Annotated in this window: 22 protein-coding genes; 21 read left to right on the top strand and 1 reads right to left on the bottom strand. The window is 60.7% G+C overall.

Translation table 11 applies throughout. From position 1 onward, the window contains the following. Nucleotides 1-14: 14 nt before the first annotated feature. From fusA to AC6I99_RS15940, 4 genes are all read left to right on the top strand, one after another. A complete protein-coding gene (gene fusA, locus AC6I99_RS15955; protein WP_224088320.1) occupies nt 15-2,129 on the top strand; it encodes an elongation factor G in 2,115 nt (704 codons plus the stop codon). A 231-nt stretch (nt 2,130-2,360) separates the two neighbouring features. Then, nucleotides 2,361-3,551 carry an elongation factor Tu gene (gene tuf, locus AC6I99_RS15950; protein ID WP_224088318.1) on the top strand — a complete coding sequence of 397 codons (1,191 nt, stop codon included), beginning with the start codon at nt 2,361-2,363 and terminating at the stop codon, nt 3,549-3,551. A gap of 157 nt (nt 3,552-3,708) precedes the next feature. Further along, nucleotides 3,709-7,971 (top strand): hypothetical protein, encoded by a 4,263-nt coding sequence (locus AC6I99_RS15945; RefSeq protein WP_224088316.1) that lies wholly within the window; start codon nt 3,709-3,711, stop codon nt 7,969-7,971. Nucleotides 7,972-7,996: 25 nt separating this feature from the next. Then, nucleotides 7,997-8,122 carry a hypothetical protein gene (locus tag AC6I99_RS15940; RefSeq protein WP_263422265.1) on the top strand — a complete coding sequence of 42 codons (126 nt, stop codon included), beginning with the start codon at nt 7,997-7,999 and terminating at the stop codon, nt 8,120-8,122. 26 nt (nt 8,123-8,148) lie between these two features. Here AC6I99_RS15940 and AC6I99_RS15935 read toward each other — a convergent pair whose 3' ends face one another. Continuing rightward, on the bottom strand, nt 8,149-9,582 hold the full coding sequence (locus AC6I99_RS15935; RefSeq protein ID WP_497961257.1) for a GH1 family beta-glucosidase: 1,434 nt from the start codon (nt 9,580-9,582) through the stop codon (nt 8,149-8,151). Between the two features lie 385 nt (nt 9,583-9,967). Here AC6I99_RS15935 and rpsJ point away from each other — a divergent pair, with 385 nt between their 5' ends. The 17 genes from rpsJ (at nt 9,968) to rplR (ending at nt 18,381) form a co-directional block, all read left to right on the top strand. Then, the gene (gene rpsJ, locus AC6I99_RS15930; RefSeq protein ID WP_003803825.1) at nt 9,968-10,276 is read left to right on the top strand and encodes a 30S ribosomal protein S10; all 309 of its coding nucleotides are present in this window, start codon (nt 9,968-9,970) and stop codon (nt 10,274-10,276) included. A 17-nt stretch (nt 10,277-10,293) separates the two neighbouring features. Beyond that, the gene (gene rplC, locus AC6I99_RS15925; protein WP_026539807.1) at nt 10,294-10,944 is read left to right on the top strand and encodes a 50S ribosomal protein L3; all 651 of its coding nucleotides are present in this window, start codon (nt 10,294-10,296) and stop codon (nt 10,942-10,944) included. Nucleotides 10,945-10,948: 4 nt separating this feature from the next. After that, nucleotides 10,949-11,566: a 50S ribosomal protein L4 gene (gene rplD / locus AC6I99_RS15920; protein WP_223933977.1), complete on the top strand. Its 618-nt coding sequence runs from the start codon at nt 10,949-10,951 to the stop codon at nt 11,564-11,566. Further along, the gene (gene rplW, locus AC6I99_RS15915; protein ID WP_011775593.1) at nt 11,563-11,868 is read left to right on the top strand and encodes a 50S ribosomal protein L23; all 306 of its coding nucleotides are present in this window, start codon (nt 11,563-11,565) and stop codon (nt 11,866-11,868) included. Before rplD ends, rplW begins: the two co-directional genes overlap by 4 nt. Nucleotides 11,869-11,897: 29 nt before the next feature. Beyond that, a complete protein-coding gene (gene rplB / locus AC6I99_RS15910; protein WP_011775592.1) occupies nt 11,898-12,737 on the top strand; it encodes a 50S ribosomal protein L2 in 840 nt (279 codons plus the stop codon). 12 nt (nt 12,738-12,749) lie between these two features. After that, nucleotides 12,750-13,031, top strand: a complete 282-nt coding sequence (gene rpsS, locus AC6I99_RS15905; protein WP_011775591.1) for a 30S ribosomal protein S19 — start codon at nt 12,750-12,752, stop codon at nt 13,029-13,031. 38 nt (nt 13,032-13,069) lie between these two features. Next, the gene (rplV, locus tag AC6I99_RS15900) at nt 13,070-13,435 is read left to right on the top strand and encodes a 50S ribosomal protein L22 (protein WP_090817766.1); all 366 of its coding nucleotides are present in this window, start codon (nt 13,070-13,072) and stop codon (nt 13,433-13,435) included. After that, nucleotides 13,436-14,257 carry a 30S ribosomal protein S3 gene (gene rpsC, locus AC6I99_RS15895; RefSeq protein WP_224088313.1) on the top strand — a complete coding sequence of 274 codons (822 nt, stop codon included), beginning with the start codon at nt 13,436-13,438 and terminating at the stop codon, nt 14,255-14,257. It abuts the gene before it with no gap. Further along, complete coding sequence (rplP, locus tag AC6I99_RS15890) at nt 14,258-14,674, top strand: 50S ribosomal protein L16 (protein WP_003803795.1); 417 nt, start codon at nt 14,258-14,260, stop codon at nt 14,672-14,674. 2 nt (nt 14,675-14,676) lie between these two features. Then, the gene (gene rpmC, locus AC6I99_RS15885; RefSeq protein ID WP_275959788.1) at nt 14,677-14,997 is read left to right on the top strand and encodes a 50S ribosomal protein L29; all 321 of its coding nucleotides are present in this window, start codon (nt 14,677-14,679) and stop codon (nt 14,995-14,997) included. Continuing rightward, nucleotides 14,994-15,290, top strand: coding sequence for a 30S ribosomal protein S17 (rpsQ, locus tag AC6I99_RS15880; RefSeq protein WP_142938371.1), 297 nt, complete (start codon nt 14,994-14,996; stop codon nt 15,288-15,290). The genes rpmC and rpsQ overlap by 4 nt, the downstream gene beginning before the upstream one ends. A gap of 354 nt (nt 15,291-15,644) precedes the next feature. Continuing rightward, a complete protein-coding gene (gene rplN / locus AC6I99_RS15875) occupies nt 15,645-16,013 on the top strand; it encodes a 50S ribosomal protein L14 (protein ID WP_003803789.1) in 369 nt (122 codons plus the stop codon). Between the two features lie 3 nt (nt 16,014-16,016). After that, nucleotides 16,017-16,376 carry a 50S ribosomal protein L24 gene (rplX, locus tag AC6I99_RS15870; protein WP_062073171.1) on the top strand — a complete coding sequence of 120 codons (360 nt, stop codon included), beginning with the start codon at nt 16,017-16,019 and terminating at the stop codon, nt 16,374-16,376. Beyond that, entirely contained in the window at nt 16,376-16,963 is a 588-nt protein-coding gene (gene rplE / locus AC6I99_RS15865) for a 50S ribosomal protein L5 (protein ID WP_223933975.1), read from the top strand. The genes rplX and rplE overlap by 1 nt, the downstream gene beginning before the upstream one ends. Nucleotides 16,964-17,040: 77 nt before the next feature. After that, nucleotides 17,041-17,439 (top strand): 30S ribosomal protein S8, encoded by a 399-nt coding sequence (gene rpsH / locus AC6I99_RS15860; RefSeq protein ID WP_216925090.1) that lies wholly within the window; start codon nt 17,041-17,043, stop codon nt 17,437-17,439. An 18-nt stretch (nt 17,440-17,457) separates the two neighbouring features. Then, a complete protein-coding gene (rplF, locus tag AC6I99_RS15855; RefSeq protein WP_144659422.1) occupies nt 17,458-17,994 on the top strand; it encodes a 50S ribosomal protein L6 in 537 nt (178 codons plus the stop codon). 3 nt (nt 17,995-17,997) lie between these two features. Next, on the top strand, nt 17,998-18,381 hold the full coding sequence (gene rplR, locus AC6I99_RS15850; RefSeq protein ID WP_223933973.1) for a 50S ribosomal protein L18: 384 nt from the start codon (nt 17,998-18,000) through the stop codon (nt 18,379-18,381). Nucleotides 18,382-18,386 lie beyond the last annotated feature (5 nt).

Genomic DNA, 18,386 nt, shown 5'->3' with positions numbered 1-18,386 from the left:
GAAAGGGAGACCCCGTGGCACAGGACGTGCTTACCGACCTTAACAAGGTCCGCAATATCGGCATCATGGCCCACATCGATGCCGGCAAGACCACCACTACCGAGCGCATCCTGTTCTACACGGGTGTGAACCACAAGATCGGCGAGACGCACGACGGCGCCTCGACGACCGACTGGATGGAACAGGAAAAGGAACGCGGCATCACCATCACGTCTGCCGCCGTGACTTGCTTCTGGAACCAGAACCAGATCAACATCATCGACACCCCGGGCCACGTGGACTTCACGGTTGAGGTTGAGCGCTCCCTGCGCGTCCTCGACGGTGCTGTTGCTGTGTTCGACGGCAAGGAAGGCGTGGAGCCGCAGTCCGAGACTGTTTGGCGCCAGGCTGACAAGTACAACGTTCCGCGTATCTGCTTCGTCAACAAGATGGACAAGCTGGGTGCGGACTTCTACTTCACCGTTGACACCATCATTTCCCGCCTTGGTGCCAAGCCGCTGGTCATGCAGCTCCCGATCGGCGCTGAGAACGACTTCATCGGCGTGGTTGACCTCCTCGAAATGCGTGCCCTGGTTTGGCCTGGCGACGCAAAGGGTGACGTCACCATGGGCGCTTCCTACGAAGTGCAGGAAATTCCGGCGGACCTCCAAGCCAAGGCTGAAGAGTACCGTGCACAGCTCGTAGAGACCGTTGCGGAAGCATCCGAAGAGCTCATGGAGAAGTACCTCGAAGGTGAAGAACTCACCCTTGAGGAACTGAAGGCCGGCATCCGCAAGATGACCATCAACTCCGAGCTCTACCCCGTGTTCTGTGGCTCTGCCTTCAAGAACCGCGGCGTACAGCCGATGCTTGACGCTGTTGTCGACTTCCTGCCGAACCCGCTCGACGTCCCCGCGATGATCGGTCACGATCCCCGCGACGAAGAGAAGGAACTCACCCGCAAGCCCTCTGCAGACGAGCCGTTCTCGGCCCTCGCCTTCAAGATTGCGGCGCACCCGTTCTTCGGTCAGCTGACCTTCATCCGCGTGTACTCCGGTCACGTCGAGGCCGGCGCCCAGGTGGTCAACTCCACCAAGGGCAAGAAGGAACGCATCGGCAAGCTGTTCCAGATGCACGCCAACAAGGAAATGCCCGTTGAGGGCGCTACCGCCGGCCACATCTACGCAGCCATCGGTCTGAAGGACACCACAACGGGCGATACCCTGTGTGATGCCAACCAGCAGATCGTCCTCGAGTCCATGAGCTTCCCGGAGCCCGTGATCTCGGTTGCCATCGAGCCCAACACCAAGGGTGACCAGGAGAAGCTCTCCACGGCCATCCAGAAGCTCTCCGCTGAGGACCCGACCTTCCAGGTCTCCCTCAACGAAGACACGGGCCAGACCATCATCGCCGGCATGGGCGAGCTCCACCTGGACATCCTGGTGGACCGCATGCGCCGCGAATTCAAGGTTGAGGCAAACGTTGGCAAGCCGCAGGTTGCTTACCGCGAAACCATCAAGCGCGCTGTAGAGCGTCACGACTACACGCACAAGAAGCAGACCGGTGGTTCGGGTCAGTTCGCAAAGATCCAGATCGCGATCGAGCCGATGGACACCTCTTCCGGCGAGCTGTACGAGTTCGAGAACAAGGTCACCGGTGGCCGCGTTCCGCGCGAATACATCCCGTCCGTTGACGCTGGTATCCAGGATGCACTGAACGACGGCGTCCTGGCCGGCTACCCGGTTGTCGGCATCAAGGCCACGCTGATTGATGGCGCGTCCCACGATGTTGACTCTTCGGAAATGGCGTTCAAGATCGCCGGCCGTATGGCTTTCAAGGAAGCTGCACGCAAGGCGAACCCTGTTCTGCTCGAACCGCTGATGGATGTTGAGGTCCGCACACCTGAGGAATACATGGGTGATGTTATTGGTGACCTGAACGCCCGCCGTGGCCAGATGCAGTCCATGGAGGACGCAGCAGGTGTGAAGGTTATCCGTGCACACGTTCCGCTGTCCGGCATGTTCGGTTACATTGGCGACCTCCGTTCCAAGACGCAGGGTCGTGCCGTGTACTCCATGACGTTCAACAGCTACGCGGAGGTCCCGAAGGCTGTAGCCGACGAGATCATCCAGAAAACCCGCGGAGAGTAATCTCCCGGCAACGGATGCTATTCCGGTTCCGGGAGGGCATCTTAGCGTGTGAGGCGGGGCTGCGGCGGAAGCCGTGGCCCGGCCCCTGCGCGAACAGGCTCTAGGAACTAGTATTGGTTCCTGAATCTGCAATTTCACCAAAACCAAGCCCCCAAGTAGACTTGCTAAAGTTTCTGCCGCGAAAAGCGCGGCCGAGGAGCACTTCACTTGAAATCGTTCTAGGAGGAACCTGTGGCAAAGGCAAAGTTCGAGCGGACTAAGCCGCACGTCAACATCGGCACCATTGGTCACGTTGACCACGGTAAGACGACGCTGACTGCCGCCATTTCCAAGGTGCTGTACGACCAGTACCCGGACATCAACGAGCAGCGCGACTTCGCGTCCATCGACTCTGCTCCGGAAGAGCGCCAGCGCGGTATTACCATCAACATCTCCCACGTGGAGTACCAGACCGAGAAGCGTCACTACGCACACGTTGACGCCCCCGGTCACGCTGACTACATCAAGAACATGATCACCGGTGCTGCCCAGATGGACGGCGCAATCCTCGTGGTTGCCGCAACCGATGGTCCGATGGCCCAGACCCGTGAGCACGTTCTGCTCGCCCGCCAGGTTGGTGTTCCCTACCTGCTGGTCGCACTGAACAAGTCGGACATGGTTGATGACGAAGAACTCCTCGACCTCGTCGAAATGGAAGTTCGTGAGCTCCTCAGCTCGCAGGGCTTCGATGGCGATGAAGCTCCGGTTGTTCGCGTTTCCGGTCTGAAGGCTCTGGAAGGCGACCCGGTTTGGGTCAAGTCCGTCCAGGACCTGATGGCAGCTGTCGACGAGTCCGTTCCGGACCCCGTACGTGACCGCGACAAGCCGTTCCTGATGCCGATCGAAGACGTCTTCACCATCACCGGTCGTGGCACCGTTGTTACGGGCCGCGCCGAGCGTGGAACCCTCGCCATCAACTCCGAGGTCGAGATCGTCGGTATCCGCCCGGTCCAGAAGACCACGGTTACCGGTATCGAGATGTTCCACAAGCAGCTCGACGAAGCATGGGCCGGCGAGAACTGTGGCCTCCTGCTCCGCGGTCTCAAGCGCGACGACGTCGAGCGTGGCCAGGTTGTCGTCAAACCGGGTTCCATCACCCCGCACACCGACTTCGAGGCCAACGTCTACATCCTTTCCAAGGACGAAGGCGGACGTCACAACCCGTTCTACTCGAACTACCGCCCGCAGTTCTACTTCCGTACCACGGACGTAACCGGCGTTATCACCCTGCCGGAAGGCACGGAAATGGTTATGCCTGGCGACAACACTGAGATGACCGTTGAGCTCATCCAGCCGATCGCTATGGAAGAGGGCCTCGGCTTCGCTATCCGCGAAGGCGGCCGCACCGTTGGTTCGGGACGTGTTACCAAGATCATCAAGTAGTTTCTACTTGTAGATCGGCAAACTTCCGGCCTGGTCGGTAGCTAGCCAAAGAAGAACCCCACCGCTTATGCGGTGGGGTTCTTCTTTGCTATGATTAATCTATCGATTGGATTAATGCCGTGCAGGCCTTGCGCCCGGCTTCACCGTAGGAGCTTCCATGCTGGGATTCTTGACGACGGGCCTTGTACTGCTGCTTTTGGCCGTTATTGGTGTCATTGGTTATGCGCTGGGTTTGGTGCGGGGCCGACGGGAGGCCGCCCGTTCGACGCCGACTGTCAGAGCCGACGACGCCGCCACTTACCGTGCGGGGTATCTCGCCGGCCATCTGGCAGGTTGGGAGGACGCGCGGGGGCAAAGCCGGCGGCCCGCAGTGCGGCAGCAGCCGGCGGCATCGCAGCAACCGGCGACAGTACAGCAGCCAGGGACAATACAGACACCGGGGAGAGTACAGCAACCGCCTGCAATACTGCAGCCGACGCCGTTCCAGCCCGTGATCCTGCCTCCTGCCGTTCAGCAGAGCGTGGGAATCGCGGCGCAGCCCGGGATTCAACCGTCCCACAGTCGCGGGCCTGTGCCCCAGCGAAGTTTTGTTCCTACGCCACAACAGCGGCAATTCCAGCCGACGCTTCCCCCGCGTGAGAGCCCGGAAACGGTAGCGGCGAGAAGGGAGAGACGCGACCGCCAAAACATCAACATCACCCTGTACGTCGCGAGTCTGTTGCTTGTTGCCGCCGGCGCCCTGTTTGTTGGAACCAGTCTTCCTGGGGTGTTTCGGTTTGTGGCTATTTGGGCGATCACTATCTTGTTCTATGCTTCAGGACTCATCATCCAGCGAAGGGTGCCGCGGCTTCGCCCGGCAGCCATGGCCTTTACGGGGACAGGGCTGGCCCTGGTCCCGGTTACAGGTTTGGCCATGTACAACTTTGCCCTCCATGACGGCCCGTTGGCATGGCTGATCACTTCATTGCTGGGAACTGCTGCCTACGTTTACGCTGCTCTGCGCCTCGATAACAAGGTGCTGGCGTTGCTGTCACTTACCTTCGTGGTTTCCACGGCGTGGTCCGGAGTATCAGTGCTTGGCGGGGCCCTTGTCTGGTACTTTACGGCGCTGATTGGCGTTGCCATTCTCTTCACGCTGGCTGCACTGGTTCACCCCCGTTGGATCCCTCCGCTTTATATGCGTCCTTTGGTGCTGCTGCATCCGTTTGTAGTGCCGTTCGTGGGGCTCGCGGTAACCATGACGCCCAGCTTCCTGGCCAAGGGGGAGTACCCCATGGTCATGGGGCTGTGCACGCTGTACTTTGCGGTGATGCTGCTTGTGAGGTCAGGCCAGCACCGTTTGCTCAACTTCTATTGCGCCCGCGCCGCCTCCATCTTGGCTGTGTTGGGTCTTGTGTGGGATGTATCTGCGGACTCAAGCCACGTACTGCTGGCAGGAATCATCTGCCTGGGACTCCAATCGGTGGGAGTCGCATTCGGCGGAAAGCGCCTGGTTCCACGCACGTGGTGGTACGACGCCGTCTGGTGCCTAGGGCTGCAAATTGTTGCCTCGGTTGTGCTAATGGTCATGCTTGGCGTGGGAAACTTCCAGCTGCCGGATTTCCTGCCGCTCTTCATCGCGATATCGACCTCCATGGTGGTGGGGTGGAAGCTGGGCCAGGGGGCAGAGTTGGCACCGGCCGCCGTACTTGTTGTTGCAATACCGTTCGTTGGATTGCTGGGCGCGTGGCCTGTGACCGTTCTGCTCGCTGTCGCCGGCCTCTATTGGTTCCTTCTGGGAGCCATCAGGCCAGGGCCACTTCGACATGTCTACGTCCTGGCCGGGCGGGTCGCCTTGACGCTGGCTGTAACGGCGTCGGCTGCGGGCGTCTTCACCGACCATCCGGACAGGTCTGCCTACACGTTATTCGTTTTCGTGGCGGCGTGTGCTGTACAGCAGCTGGTGAGTGCCTTGCTTGAGGGTAACGGTGTTCGAACCGTGGGAGGGCAGGCGTCTACGGCGGGGTTCGGAGGTGCAGCGATGGCAGGACTTCTTGCTTTGCCTCTTTTCGATGCCGCACCCGGGCGGCCCACTGTGGCGGTTGCTGTGGGGGTGGTGGTTGCCGCAGGTTTGGTGTCCGGCTGGTTCGCGTTCCCCCAGGGTAGGGGCAGCAGTGGTTCCGGCCCCGGAGGTGATGGTGGCGTGCTGACCTGGCGTCCGACCATGGGGGAGTTCCTTGCTCCGACCGCCGCTACGGTGGCAGGCATCGTGGCTGTGGTTGCTGTGTCGCGGACTCTGGGTAACGTTGTTCTCCTGGCGGCTGTTACCTACTTCTGCGCCACAGCCCTCCGCCTGCCCGCTTCCTTGCATAGGCAAAGCTACTGGTGGTTGGCGCGCGCTGCAGGAACCCTGTTGGCTGCCTCGGCCTACTACGACACAGCGAAGGATGCCGGATTCCGGATTGCCGGTGAAGAGGTTGGCGTCGGCCTGACTGTCACAGTCGTTCTCGCCCTGCAGCTGATGCTGCCTCTGCGTGCGGGTTATGTTGCGAAGTTCCCGCGCCCGGCCATTATTGATGCTGGAGTGGTGCTTGTCGCCATGGTCCTGTGCAGTATGTTCCTCACCATGGATGGGGTTCCGGGGGGTCGCGGGGGCTGGCAACCAGGTGCCGCTGCCACGCTGACGGCACTGGCGGCCGTGGCCGTGAGTACCGGTCTTCGAGCGCACAAACCGGGATGGTTGTTCGCTCCTGCGGCAATGGTTCTGCTGCTCGCCCTCCGGCTTGGAAATGTCAGGGATCTGGAACTCCTGCTGGGCATCTTTACGGCATATAGCGGCTTCATGGTTGCTGTGACCACTCAACGCCTCGCCCGCGGTGGCTACCTGTTGGCTGTGCGCATCCTCTCCGGAACCTTGGTCACACTGGTGGTGGCGGACTTCACGGAGTCGGCTGCGGCTACATCTGTCACCGTCGCGCTGATCCTTATCCTGCAGTTGCCGGTGCAGTTCCTTCTGCAGTCCTTCCTCCAGGGGCGACACACCGATGACCCGTTCCAGAGGGCAATGGTTTGGGCCGTTCCAAGTGCACAGCTATTTCTCCCACTTGCCTACTTCCTCTCAGCAGATTACGACGGCGGTGGCCGTTGGGTGCTCCTCGTGGAGTTGGCATTCGTTCCGGTAACGGCCGCGATCGCGTGGCGCACCTTTGGTGCCCGGGGAGCGCAGTACTTTGGGATCGCTGCAGTCACGGCAGGAGTGATTGCCGCTGGACCCTCCCTGGGCTTCCCATCCGACACGTGGTTGTATCAGCCGTTGCTGGATAAGTATCAAGTGCCCTGGGTACTGCTTGCGCTGGCTGTGGCTGCCGTGGTTGCCAGGGCAGTTTTCCCGCCCGTGAACGCGGGGACTGTCAGGACCGGCGACGGTTCACCCGCCGCTGTGGCCGAACGATTGCTGTGGTTGATTTCGGCACTCACCTTCACCACGGCGGGCGGCTTGTTGGCTCTGACCACGTCCCTGTCGCTGAGCGGTTTTGCCGTCCTGGTTCTGGCGTCGGTGCTGTTCGCTGCGTCGCACTTTGAGGGCATGCCTTCCCTCTATGCCGCGGCCGCGCCCGCCGCGCTGGTTGGTGCCGTGACCGCCGTCGACGGTTTGCTGGGTGGCCGCGAACCGACTGCCTGGGACTCCTTCCTTCCATGGCTGATAGGCGCAATGGGAACCGGGGCGGCCATGTATGTGGTCCGACGACTGGGCGGACCCTCCATCACCTCACAACCCTGGCGGCGGAACGCCCTGGTGATAACTTCGATCACGGGGCTTGGCGCAGCTGCGGCCGCCGGCCTGGCACGGGACCAGACCTCGCTGGTGGGTGCGGCCCTGATCCTGGTTTCCGGAGTGTTGGTGGTCATCGAGGTCCCGAACGGCAAGCGGCTGGCCGGAGAAATCACTGCACTGGCAACCCTTGCGGGGTTCCAACGGGCCCTGCTTTTTGTGGATGGCGGCTCACCTGACTGGTTCTGGGCCGCGCAAGGGTACGTTGTCGCGGGCGCGGTTATGGCAGGGGTGCGCTACATGGGCTTCCAGCGCCCAGAGGGACAATTGCGGCTTGCCCTCACAGCAGGGCTGCTGTCCTTGACAGCCGTGGGGACAAGTTTCGTGGGAACATCGTCCCAGCAGATATACGTCCTCGTAGCTCATGTGGTGCTTCTGGTGGCCGGACTCCTCCTGGCTGAGCGAATGTTCGTGTGGTGGGGCGCTGCTGGTGTGGCGGCCAGCATCATGTGGGCGCTGCGCAGTTACGCATTCGCCATGCTGGCACTCGTCGCCTTGGCCCTCATCGTCCTGGCGGTATGGAGGCTGAACCGAAAACCGCCTGCAACCGACGGAAACAATCCAACACCGGAACCCTCACCTGCATCCAGCCGGGATGGAATCCGCTAACGTTGAACCCAATGAGAGGAGCACCATGGAATTCCTGATTTTCCTTGCCATCATCGCGGTGATCGGCGGCGGAGTGCTGTGGGGTCGCAAGTACTTCCGCAATGAAATTGAGCGGGCCAAGCGCATCAACCGCGCCAACAAGAACAAGTAGCCCAATCGGGAGTTAACCCACGTGGGCTAGTGTTCCCGATGGCGTGCACGGCCCAGTGCCCGGTACCAGTAAAACGAGTCTTTGGGTGTGCGCTCCAAGGTGTCGAAGTCCACGTGCACCAAACCGAAGCGTTGCGAGTACCCTGCCGCCCACTCAAAATTGTCCAGTAGCGTCCACACGTAGTAACCGCGGAGTTCGACGTCCTCGGCGATCCCGCCGGGTCCCGTAGCTGTCAGTGCGTGGCCAATGTGCTCCGCCAGGTAACTGATCCGGTTATGGTCCTGTATAGGCCCATCCACGTGCGAAGGCTCGGGGAAACTGGCCCCTCCTTCGGTGATGTAGACCGGTGGAAGGGCGTCGCCGTAGCGGTCCTTCATCTCGCGGAGCAGTACTGCCAAATGCTCCGGCGCCACCGGCCAGCCGAATCCAGTCGTTTCGTACTCCTGGTAGGCGGCCAGGTGAAATGGCACTTTCGTCATTTCGACAGCCGTGCCCGTGGGGATCTCCGCCGGCCCCCGCCCCGCAGCAACCTTGACCGGGTAGTAGTAGTTGAGCCCATAGAAGTCCAGTGGCTGGCTGATCAGTTCAAGGTCACCATCCCTGATGGTTCCCAGCGACCGGAACCAAGGTTTCATGGGCAAGGGTGGCCGGGGGTACTGCCCCAGCAGGACCGCGTCAGCATAGATGCGGTTGAGGAGCAGATCGAAGGACTGGGCCATCAAACGGTCCGAGAGGCTGTTGCTCGCTGGGCGGACGGGGGAGTGCATGTTGGAGATGCCGATCTGCCCCTTCACTCCGGCGTCACGCAGGGCGCGCACTGCCAACCCATGGCCCAGCAGTTGATGGTGGGCGGCCGGCAAGGCGTCGAACAACAACTGGCGGCCGGGCGCGTGGACGCCCAAAGCATAGCCCTGGAGCGTGACGGAAACTGGTTCGTTCATAGTGACCCAGTGCTCCACGCGGTCCCCGAAGCGATCCGCTGCAGCGCTGCAATGGACGGCAAAGCGTTCCGCTGTATCCCGATTGATCCAGCCGCCGGAGTGTTCAAGTTCCAGAGGAGTATCCCAGTGGAACAGGGTGACCATGGGGGAAATGCCGGCAGCAAGGAGTTTGTCGATCAGGCGATCGTAGAAGTCCAGCCCACGCTGGTTGATTGTGCCCGTGCCGCCGGGTTGGATCCTGGGCCAGGAAAGGGAGAAACGGTACGAATCGATACCGAGTTCCTGCATCAGGCTGATATCTTCGTCGGCGCGGTTGTAGTGATCGCAGGCTATGGTGGGCGAGTCGGCGTCGACGATTGCTCCCGGCTTCTGCGCGAACGCATCCCAGCCCGAAGGTCCCCGCCCATCAGCGGTTACGGAACCTTCAATCTGGAAGGCGGCGGCCGCGACCCCCAGCGTGAACCCGGGACGTAGGCGCGCGGCCAGATCTTCCACGGAACCCATATCCTGGGCGGTCATTCCACTATCATCCCTATCGGGTGGCTGCTGTGGCAATGCCCGCCCGGGCCCCGATTGGCCTTTGGCCTTTATTTCCGGCATACTGGATGAGTTGTTCAAGCGCTTCTTCGTGTCCCGATCCGGATAATGCCGGGTGTCAGGGTCCAGGCTGAAGCCCAAACATAACCCTGAACCCCATGGAATGCGGTCGAGTTTGCGTGAAAATCGCGACACGCCCGACCGCGGGGGTCGGTGCGCCGGCAGGTTGAGGAACCCGGAATGATCCGGATTCAGCTTGTGCGGCGTGTGGTGGTAAAACCTCAAACGCTTCGGCGGCCACGCCAACAGGTAAGTAAACAGAGCAGCCCTAACTAGAGCAGCACTAGCTGAAAGAGAGTCAGGCGACATGGCGGGACAAAAAATCCGCATCCGGCTGAAGTCATATGACCACGAGGTCATTGATGTTTCAGCGCGGAAGATCGTTGAGACGGTCACGCGCGCAGGCGCAACGGTAGTCGGCCCGGTGCCGCTTCCGACGGAGAAGAACGTGTACTGCGTTATCCGCTCTCCGCACAAGTACAAGGACAGCCGTGAGCACTTCGAAATGCGTACTCACAAGCGTCTGATCGACATCATCGACCCCACGCCGAAGGCTGTTGACTCGCTTATGCGTCTCGACCTGCCTGCAGACGTGAACATCGAAATCAAGCTCTAGGGAGGTGCTGAGAGACTATGACCGCAACCCGTAACGTAAAGGGCCTGCTGGGCACGAAGCTCGGCATGACCCAGGTCTGGGACGAGAACAACAAGCTCATCCCGGTAACTGTCGTCCAGGCTGACTCCAACGTCATCACCCAGCTGCGCAACGCAGAGGTAGATGGCTACGTCGCCGTCCAGATCGGCTACGGCCAGATCGACCCCCGCAAGGTCACCAAGCCGCTGGCTGGTCACTTTGAAAAGGCAGGCGTAACTCCTCGCCGCCACGTTGTCGAACTGCGTACCGCAGACGCCGCATCCTACGAGCTGGGCCAGGAGCTCTCTGTCGAGATCTTCGAAGCCGGCCAGAAGATCGACGTCGTTGGAACCTCCAAGGGTAAGGGCTTTGCCGGTGTTATGAAGCGTCACGGCTTCCACGGCGTTGGCGCTTCCCACGGTGCCCACAAGAACCACCGTAAGCCTGGCTCCATCGGTGGCGCATCCACCCCGAGCCGCGTCTTCAAGGGCCTGAAAATGGCCGGCCGCATGGGCGCCGAGCGTCACACGACGCTGAACCTCACGGTTCACGCTGTTGACGTTGAGAAGTCGCTGCTCCTTATCAAGGGTGCCGTCCCCGGTGCCCGCGGCCAGGTCGTACTCGTACGCACCGCCGTGAAGGGAGCCTAGTTAGATGACTAGCACTGTCAAGGTAGACCTGCCTGCAGAGATCTTCGACGTCCAGACCAACGTGCCGCTGCTGCACCAGGTCGTCGTCGCACAGCTCGCTGCTGCCCGTCAGGGTACCCACAAGACGAAGACCCGCGCCGAGGTTTCCGGTGCAGGTCGCAAGCCGTTCAAGCAGAAGGGCACCGGCCGCGCCCGTCAGGGTTCCATCCGTGCTCCTCACATGACCGGCGGTGGCGTTGTCCACGGTCCGACCCCTCGTGACTACAGCCAGCGCACCCCCAAGAAGATGAAGGCTGCTGCTCTCCGCGGCGCCCTGTCTGACCGCGCCCGCAACGGTCGCATCCACGTCATCGCTGAACTGGTTGCCGGCACCAAGCCGTCCGCCAAGGAAGCACTGGCTTCGCTGCGTGCAGTCTCCGAGCGCAAGAACCTGCTCGTTGTCATCGAGCGCGCCAACGACGTCGCTGCACTCTCCGTGCGCAACCTCGCAGATGTTCACGTTCTGTACGCAGACCAGCTGAACACCTACGACGTTCTCATCTCCGACGACGTGGTCTTCACCAAGGCTGCTTTCGAGGCGTTCGTCGCTGACAAGGCCAAGAACGAGGAGGCCTCCAAGTGAGCGTAACCACCATCAAGGACCCGCGCGACGTCGTGCTTGCACCCGTCGTATCGGAAAAGAGCTACGGTCTGATCGACGAAGGCAAGTACACCTTCCTGGTGGACCCTCGCTCGAACAAGACCGAGATCAAATTGGCCGTAGAGAAGATCTTCTCGGTCAAAGTTGACTCGATCAACACCATCAACCGTGCCGGTAAGCGCAAGCGCACCAAATTCGGCTGGGGACAGCGCAAGAGCACCAAGCGTGCAATTGTCACCCTCAAAGAAGGCACAATCGACATCTTCGGCGGTCCGCTCGCGTAGCGGAGACCACTTTAACGAGGAAATAAATTATGGGAATCCGTAAATACAAGCCGACTACCCCGGGCCGTCGTGGCTCGAGCGTAGCCGACTTTGCTGAAATCACGCGATCGACTCCGGAAAAGTCGTTGCTGCGTCCGCTGCACAAGACTGGCGGCCGTAACAACTCCGGTAAGATCACCACCCGTCACAAGGGTGGTGGGCACAAGCGCCAGTACCGTCTAATCGACTTCCGTCGTCACGACAAGGACGGCATCAACGCCCGCGTTGCCGAAATCGAGTACGACCCGAACCGCACGGCTCGCATCGCACTCCTGCACTACGTTGATGGCACCAAGCGTTACATCATCGCTCCCAACAAGCTGTCCCAGGGTGACTTCGTCGAGGCTGGTCCCGACGCTGACATCAAGCCGGGCAACAACCTGCCGCTGCGCAACATCCCGGTTGGTACCGTAATCCACGCAGTTGAACTGCGTCCGGGTGGCGGCGCCAAGATGGCACGTTCCGCAGGTGCTTCGGTACAGCTCGTTGCCAAGGAAGGCCGTTTCGCCCAGCTGCGTCTGCCCTCCGGTGAAATCCGCAACGTTGACGTGCGCTGCCGCGCAACCGTCGGCGAGGTCGGCAACGCCGAGCAGTCGAACATCAACTGGGGCAAGGCCGGCCGTATGCGCTGGAAGGGCGTTCGCCCGACCGTCCGTGGTGTAGCCATGAACCCGGTTGACCACCCGCACGGTGGTGGTGAAGGTAAGACTTCCGGTGGACGTCACCCGGTTAACCCGAACGGCAAGCCCGAGGGCCGTACCCGCCGTCCGAACAAAGAGAGCGACAAGCTTATTGTTCGTCGCCGCCGTACTGGCAAGAACAAGCGATAGGAGCCTGGACACATGCCACGCAGCCTGAAAAAAGGTCCTTTCGTTGACCAGCACCTCTTTGTGAAGGTCGCACGGGAAAACGATAAGGGCACCAAGAACGTCATCAAGACCTGGTCCCGCCGTTCGATGATCATCCCCGACATGCTCGGGCACACGATCGCCGTACACGACGGACGCAAGCACATCCCGGTGTTTGTCACTGAGTCGATGGTCGGGCACAAGCTCGGCGAATTCGCTCCCACGCGGACATTCCGCGGCCATGTTAAGGACGACCGTAAGGGCAAGCGCCGCTAGGCGCCTGACTTTACGTCTTAGACGAGAGAAGGAAAGCAATGGAAGCCAAGGCTATTGCGCGTCACATCCGCGTAACGCCTATGAAGGCCCGGCGCGTCGTCAACCTTGTTCGTGGTAAGCAAGCGAATGAGGCTCTGGCAATTCTGAAGTTTGCCCCCCAGGCAGCTTCGGAGCCGGTATTCAAGGTACTTCAGTCGGCAATGGCCAACGCACGTGTCCTCGCGGACCGTGACGGCGTTGCATTCGACGACAGCGACCTGTTCATCAGCGAAGCATTCGTTGATGAAGGCCCGACCATGAAGCGGTTCCAGCCGCGTGCCCAAGGCCGCGCCTACCGCATTAGGAAGCGGACCAGCCACATCACCGTGGTCGTCGCAACCCCGGAGAAAGAGGAGGCTCGCTAAGTGGGACAGAAAGTAAACCCGCACGGGTTCCGACTCGGCATCACCACCGACCACGTTTCGCACTGGTTTGCTGACAGCAACAAGGCCGGACAGCGCTACAAGGACTTCGTCCGCGAGGACATCAAGATCCGTCAGCTCATGTCCACGGGCATGGAGCGCGCCGGCATCGCCAAGGTTGAGATCGAGCGCACCCGTGACCGTGTCCGCGTGGACATCCACACGGCACGCCCGGGTATCGTCATCGGTCGCCGTGGCGCCGAGGCAGACCGCATCCGCGGCGAGCTCGAAAAGCTCACTGGCAAGCAGGTTCAGCTGAACATCCTCGAGGTCAAGAACCCCGAGATGGAAGCACAGCTTGTTGCCCAGGGCATCGCTGAGCAGCTGACTTCCCGCGTGGCTTTCCGCCGTGCGATGAAGAAGGCCATGCAGTCCGCACAGCGTGCGGGTGCCAAGGGTATCCGTGTTGCTTGCTCGGGTCGTCTGGGTGGCGCAGAAATGTCCCGCTCGGAGTTCTACCGCGAAGGCCGTGTGCCCCTGCACACCCTCCGCGCGAACATCGACTACGGCTTCTACGAAGCCAAGACCACCTTCGGCCGCATTGGTGTGAAGGTTTGGATCTACAAGGGTGACGTAACCGCCAAGGAACTGGCTCAGCAGGCAGCTGCTGCTCCGTCCCGTGGCCGCGCAGGAGACCGTCCGGGCCGCCCGGGTGGCGACCGCCGTCGTCGTAACGACCGTCCGGCAGCTGAGGCAGCACCCGCTGCCGTTGAAGCACCGGCCGCTGAAGCTGCTGCTCCTGCAGCAGAAGGAGGAGAGGCTTAAATGCTTATCCCACGTCGAGTCAAGCACCGTAAGCAGCACCACCCGGGTCGTTCCGGCGCCGCAACGGGTGGCACCAAGGTCAGCTTCGGTGAGTACGGTATCCAGGCCCTGAGCCCGGCATACGTGACGAACCGTCAGATCGAGTCCGCCCGTATTGCGATGACCCGCCACATCAAGCGTGGCGGTAAGGTCTGGATCAACATCTACCCGGACCGTCCGCTGACGAAGAAGCCTGCTGAAACCCGTATGGGTTCCGGTAAGGGTTCTCCGGAATGGTGGGTCGCAAACGTCAAGCCGGGCCGGGTTCTCTTTGAACTCTCCGGTGTCAATGAAGAGGTAGCTCGCGAGGCCCTGCGCCTGGCAATCCACAAGCTCCCGTTGAAGGCACGCATTGTGCGTCGCGAAGGTGGTGAATAGAAATGGCAGTAGGGTCGAAGGATCTCGCACCCGCACAGCTGGACGGTTTCGACAACGAGCGTCTCGTTGAAGAACTCCGCAAGTCCAAGGAAGAGCTGTTCAACCTGCGTTTCCAGTCCGCCACCGGTCAGCTGGAGAACCACGGTCGCCTGCGCGCGGTAAAGAAGGACATCGCACGCATCTACACCGTTCTGCGTGAGCGCGAGCTGGGCATTCGTGCCGAGGTTGCCGCACCGGTTGTGGAAGCCAAGGAAGAAAAGAAGTCCAAGAAGGCTGCCAAGGCTGAAACTGCCGAAGCTGAAGCTGGAGAGGACGCCAAGTGAGCGAGAAGGAAACTGTGACGGAAGCAGCAGCCAGCGCTGAACAGCGCGGTTACCGTAAGACGCGTCGCGGCTACGTTGTCTCTGACAAGATGGAAAAGACCATCGTTGTTCAGGTTGAAGACCGCGTGAAGCACGCTCTGTACGGCAAGGTTATTCGCCGCACTTCGAAGGTCAAGGCTCACGACGAAGAGAACACCGCCGGCATCGGCGACCTCGTTCTCATCTCTGAGACCCGCCCGCTGTCCGCTACCAAGCGGTGGCGCCTGGTGGAGATCCTCGAAAAGGCCAAGTAAATCCGACGCCGGGCTTGCCCGGTTTGGATTCGCTGGAAGGGTCCGCGTTCTGCATGGAACGCGGGCCCTTCCGCGTTCCCGGCACGTTTCGGAAAGACCAGCGAAACATGCTAGGATATTGAGTTTGTATGGCGCCATTTGTGCGTCATCGACTACCTCGTAAACAATCGTGCCGCTGCATACTGCCCCGCGCAGAGTTTTCTGCAAGGGAAGCTGATGCTCGTGGCACGGGCGTTTAGGCCTGTTCTGGCAAAATCCAGGCAGGTCAAGAGACACCCCGATCAACCGTTCCGCAAGGCTCATTCCGTATGCATGATTTCGGTCTGAGAACCGGCGCGACGCAAGGAGTAAAAATTGATTCAGCAGGAGTCGCGACTCAAGGTCGCCGACAACACGGGTGCTAAGGAAATCCTTACCATTCGCGTTCTCGGTGGATCCGGTCGTCGCTACGCAGGCATTGGCGACGTCATCGTCGCTACCGTCAAGGACGCTATTCCCGGCGGAAACGTAAAGAAGGGCGACGTCGTCAAGGCGGTCATCGTCCGTACCAAGAAGGAACGCCGCCGTGCGGATGGTTCCTACATCAAGTTTGACGAAAACGCAGCTGTGATCCTGAAGAACGACGGTGACCCCCGCGGTACCCGTATCTTCGGCCCGGTTGGTCGTGAACTTCGCGACAAGAAGTTCATGAAGATCGTTTCGCTGGCCCCGGAGGTGCTTTAGTCCATGGCTAAGATCAAAAAGGGTGACCTCGTTCAGGTCATCACCGGCGCCAAGCAGGAACGTGGCGGCGACCGCGGCAAGCAGGGCAAGGTCCTGCGCGTATTCCCGGACACCAACCGCGTGCTGGTAGAGGGAATCAACCGCGTCACCAAGCACACCAAGGTCGGTCAGTCGCAGCGCGGCACCAAGACCGGTGGCATCGAGGTTGTTGAGGCCCCGATCCACGTTTCCAACGTTGCTCTGGTTGACCCGTCGACCAAGAAGCCGACCCGTGTTGGTTTCCGTCTCGACACCGTTGAGAAGGATGGCGCTACCAAGACCGTCCGGATCCGCGTGTCCAAGGCCACCGGGAAGGACATCTGATGAGTGAGACACTGTCTGAGACCACCGTCGAAACGAAGATCGTTCCTCGTCTGAAGACGAAGTATGCAGAGACCATCAAGAAGTCCCTGCAGGACGAGTTCAGCTACGCGAACGTGAACCAGGTTCCCCGCCTGGTGAAGGTTGTTGTGAACATGGGTGTTGGAGATGCCGCCAAGGACTCCAAGCTGATCGACGGCGCTGTCCGCGACCTCACCCTGATCACCGGCCAGAAGCCGCAGGTAACCAAGGCCCGCAAGTCGATCGCACAGTTCAAGCTGCGCGAAGGCATGCCGATCGGTGCACACGCAACTCTGCGTGGAGACCGCATGTGGGAATTCGTGGACCGTCTGGTTTCGCTGGCTCTGCCGCGTATCCGTGACTTCCGCGGCCTCAACGGCAAGCAGTTCGATGGCAACGGCAACTACACCTTCGGTCTGACCGAGCAGGTTATGTTCCACGAAATCGACCAGGACTCCATCGACCGCGTTCGCGGTATGGACATCACGGTCGTCACCACTGCCAAGACCGACGACGAAGGCCGCGCGCTGCTCAAGGCGCTTGGTTTCCCGTTCAAGACCGAAAACTAACTACGTAACAGGTCCGGCAGCGTAGCTCGCAAGAGCGGGCGCTGCGGAAACCGTTATGAGGAAGGGCTATAGCCCAAATGACTATGACAGATCCTGTCGCAGACATGCTCACGCGTCTGCGCAATGCAAACTCGGCATACCACGACACCGTGACCATGCCGTACAGCAAGCTGAAGGCACGCGTTGCTGACATCCTGAAGGCAGAAGGCTACATTGCCGGCTGGAAGGAAGAAGACGCCGAGGTTGGCAAGAAGCTGACCATCGACCTGAAGTTCGGTCCGAACCGCGAGCGTTCCATCGCTGGCGTCCGCCGCATCTCCAAGCCCGGCCTCCGCGTATACGCGAAGTCCACCAACCTGCCTCACGTGCTGGGTGGCCTGGGTATCGCTATCCTGTCCACCTCTTCCGGCCTCCTGACTGACAAGCAGGCCGGCAAGAAGGGCGTGGGCGGCGAAGTCCTCGCGTACGTCTGGTAACGGGAAAGGAAGAGAATAATGTCACGTATTGGACGTCTCCCCATCACCGTTCCTGCCGGAGTTGAGGTCAAGCTCGATGGCTCCGTCATCAGCGTCAAGGGTTCCAAGGGAGAGCTGAGCCACACTGTAGCCAGCCCGATCGAGGTTTCCCTGGAAGAGAACACTCTCACGGTCACCCGCCCGAACGACGAGCGCAACTCGCGTTCGCTGCACGGCCTGACCCGCACCCTGATCGCCAACATGATCCAGGGCGTTACCGAGGGCTACGAGAAGAAGCTTGAAATCGTTGGTACTGGTTACCGCGTTCAGGCAAAGGGTTCTGACCTGGAGTTCGCTCTTGGCTTCAGCCACCCGGTTAATGTCTCGGCACCCGAAGGCATCACCTTCGTAGTAGAGGGTCCGACCAAGCTCTCTGTTGCGGGTATCAACAAGCAGCAGGTCGGCGAGGTTGCTGCCAACATTCGCAAGCTGCGCAAGCCTGACCCCTACAAGGGCAAGGGTGTCCGTTACGCCGGCGAAGTCATCCGCCGCAAGGTCGGAAAGGCTGGTAAGTAAACCATGGCCATCGCAATTAACAAGAAGCGTACGAACAAGAGCAAGTCTGCTGCACGCAGCCGTCGCCAGCTTCGTATCCGCAAGCGCATCACCGGCACGGCTGTACGTCCTCGTCTGGTCGTCAACCGTTCGGCCCGCCACATCTTCGTCCAGGTTGTCGATGACAGCAAGGGTGTAACCGTGGCTTACGCTTCCACCCTGGAAGCTGACCTTCGCGCACTCGACGGAGACAAGACTGCCAAGGCCAAGCGCGTGGGTGAGCTCGTTGCCGAGCGTGCCAAGGCTGCAGGCGTCGAAGCTGTTGTCTTCGACCGTGGCGGTAACAAGTACCACGGCCGCATCGCCGCCGTCGCTGACGGTGCTCGCGAAGGTGGGCTGGCACTGTGACCGTT

The organism is Arthrobacter sp. TmtSoilC77 (assembly GCF_059739415.1).
Note: the sequence above shows the minus strand (reverse complement) of the source record. Positions and strands in the feature narration are given on the sequence as shown.

Bases quoted from the DNA above. Each gene is read 5' to 3' on its own strand.
- AC6I99_RS15945 (WP_224088316.1), top strand. From the start codon at position 3,709: ATGCTGGGATTCTTGACGACGGGCCTTGTACTGCTGCTTTTGGCCGTT.
- AC6I99_RS15940 (WP_263422265.1), top strand. From the start codon at position 7,997: ATGGAATTCCTGATTTTCCTTGCCATCATCGCGGTGATCGGCGGCGGA.
- AC6I99_RS15935 (WP_497961257.1), bottom strand. From the start codon at position 9,582: ATGACCGCCCAGGATATGGGTTCCGTGGAAGATCTGGCCGCGCGCCTA.
- rpsJ (WP_003803825.1), top strand. From the start codon at position 9,968: ATGGCGGGACAAAAAATCCGCATCCGGCTGAAGTCATATGACCACGAG.
- rplC (WP_026539807.1), top strand. From the start codon at position 10,294: ATGACCGCAACCCGTAACGTAAAGGGCCTGCTGGGCACGAAGCTCGGC.
- rplD (WP_223933977.1), top strand. From the start codon at position 10,949: ATGACTAGCACTGTCAAGGTAGACCTGCCTGCAGAGATCTTCGACGTC.
- rplB (WP_011775592.1), top strand. From the start codon at position 11,898: ATGGGAATCCGTAAATACAAGCCGACTACCCCGGGCCGTCGTGGCTCG.
- rpsS (WP_011775591.1), top strand. From the start codon at position 12,750: ATGCCACGCAGCCTGAAAAAAGGTCCTTTCGTTGACCAGCACCTCTTT.
- rplV (WP_090817766.1), top strand. From the start codon at position 13,070: ATGGAAGCCAAGGCTATTGCGCGTCACATCCGCGTAACGCCTATGAAG.
- rplP (WP_003803795.1), top strand. From the start codon at position 14,258: ATGCTTATCCCACGTCGAGTCAAGCACCGTAAGCAGCACCACCCGGGT.
- rpmC (WP_275959788.1), top strand. From the start codon at position 14,677: ATGGCAGTAGGGTCGAAGGATCTCGCACCCGCACAGCTGGACGGTTTC.
- rplX (WP_062073171.1), top strand. From the start codon at position 16,017: ATGGCTAAGATCAAAAAGGGTGACCTCGTTCAGGTCATCACCGGCGCC.
- rplE (WP_223933975.1), top strand. From the start codon at position 16,376: ATGAGTGAGACACTGTCTGAGACCACCGTCGAAACGAAGATCGTTCCT.
- rpsH (WP_216925090.1), top strand. From the start codon at position 17,041: ATGACTATGACAGATCCTGTCGCAGACATGCTCACGCGTCTGCGCAAT.
- rplF (WP_144659422.1), top strand. From the start codon at position 17,458: ATGTCACGTATTGGACGTCTCCCCATCACCGTTCCTGCCGGAGTTGAG.
- rplR (WP_223933973.1), top strand. From the start codon at position 17,998: ATGGCCATCGCAATTAACAAGAAGCGTACGAACAAGAGCAAGTCTGCT.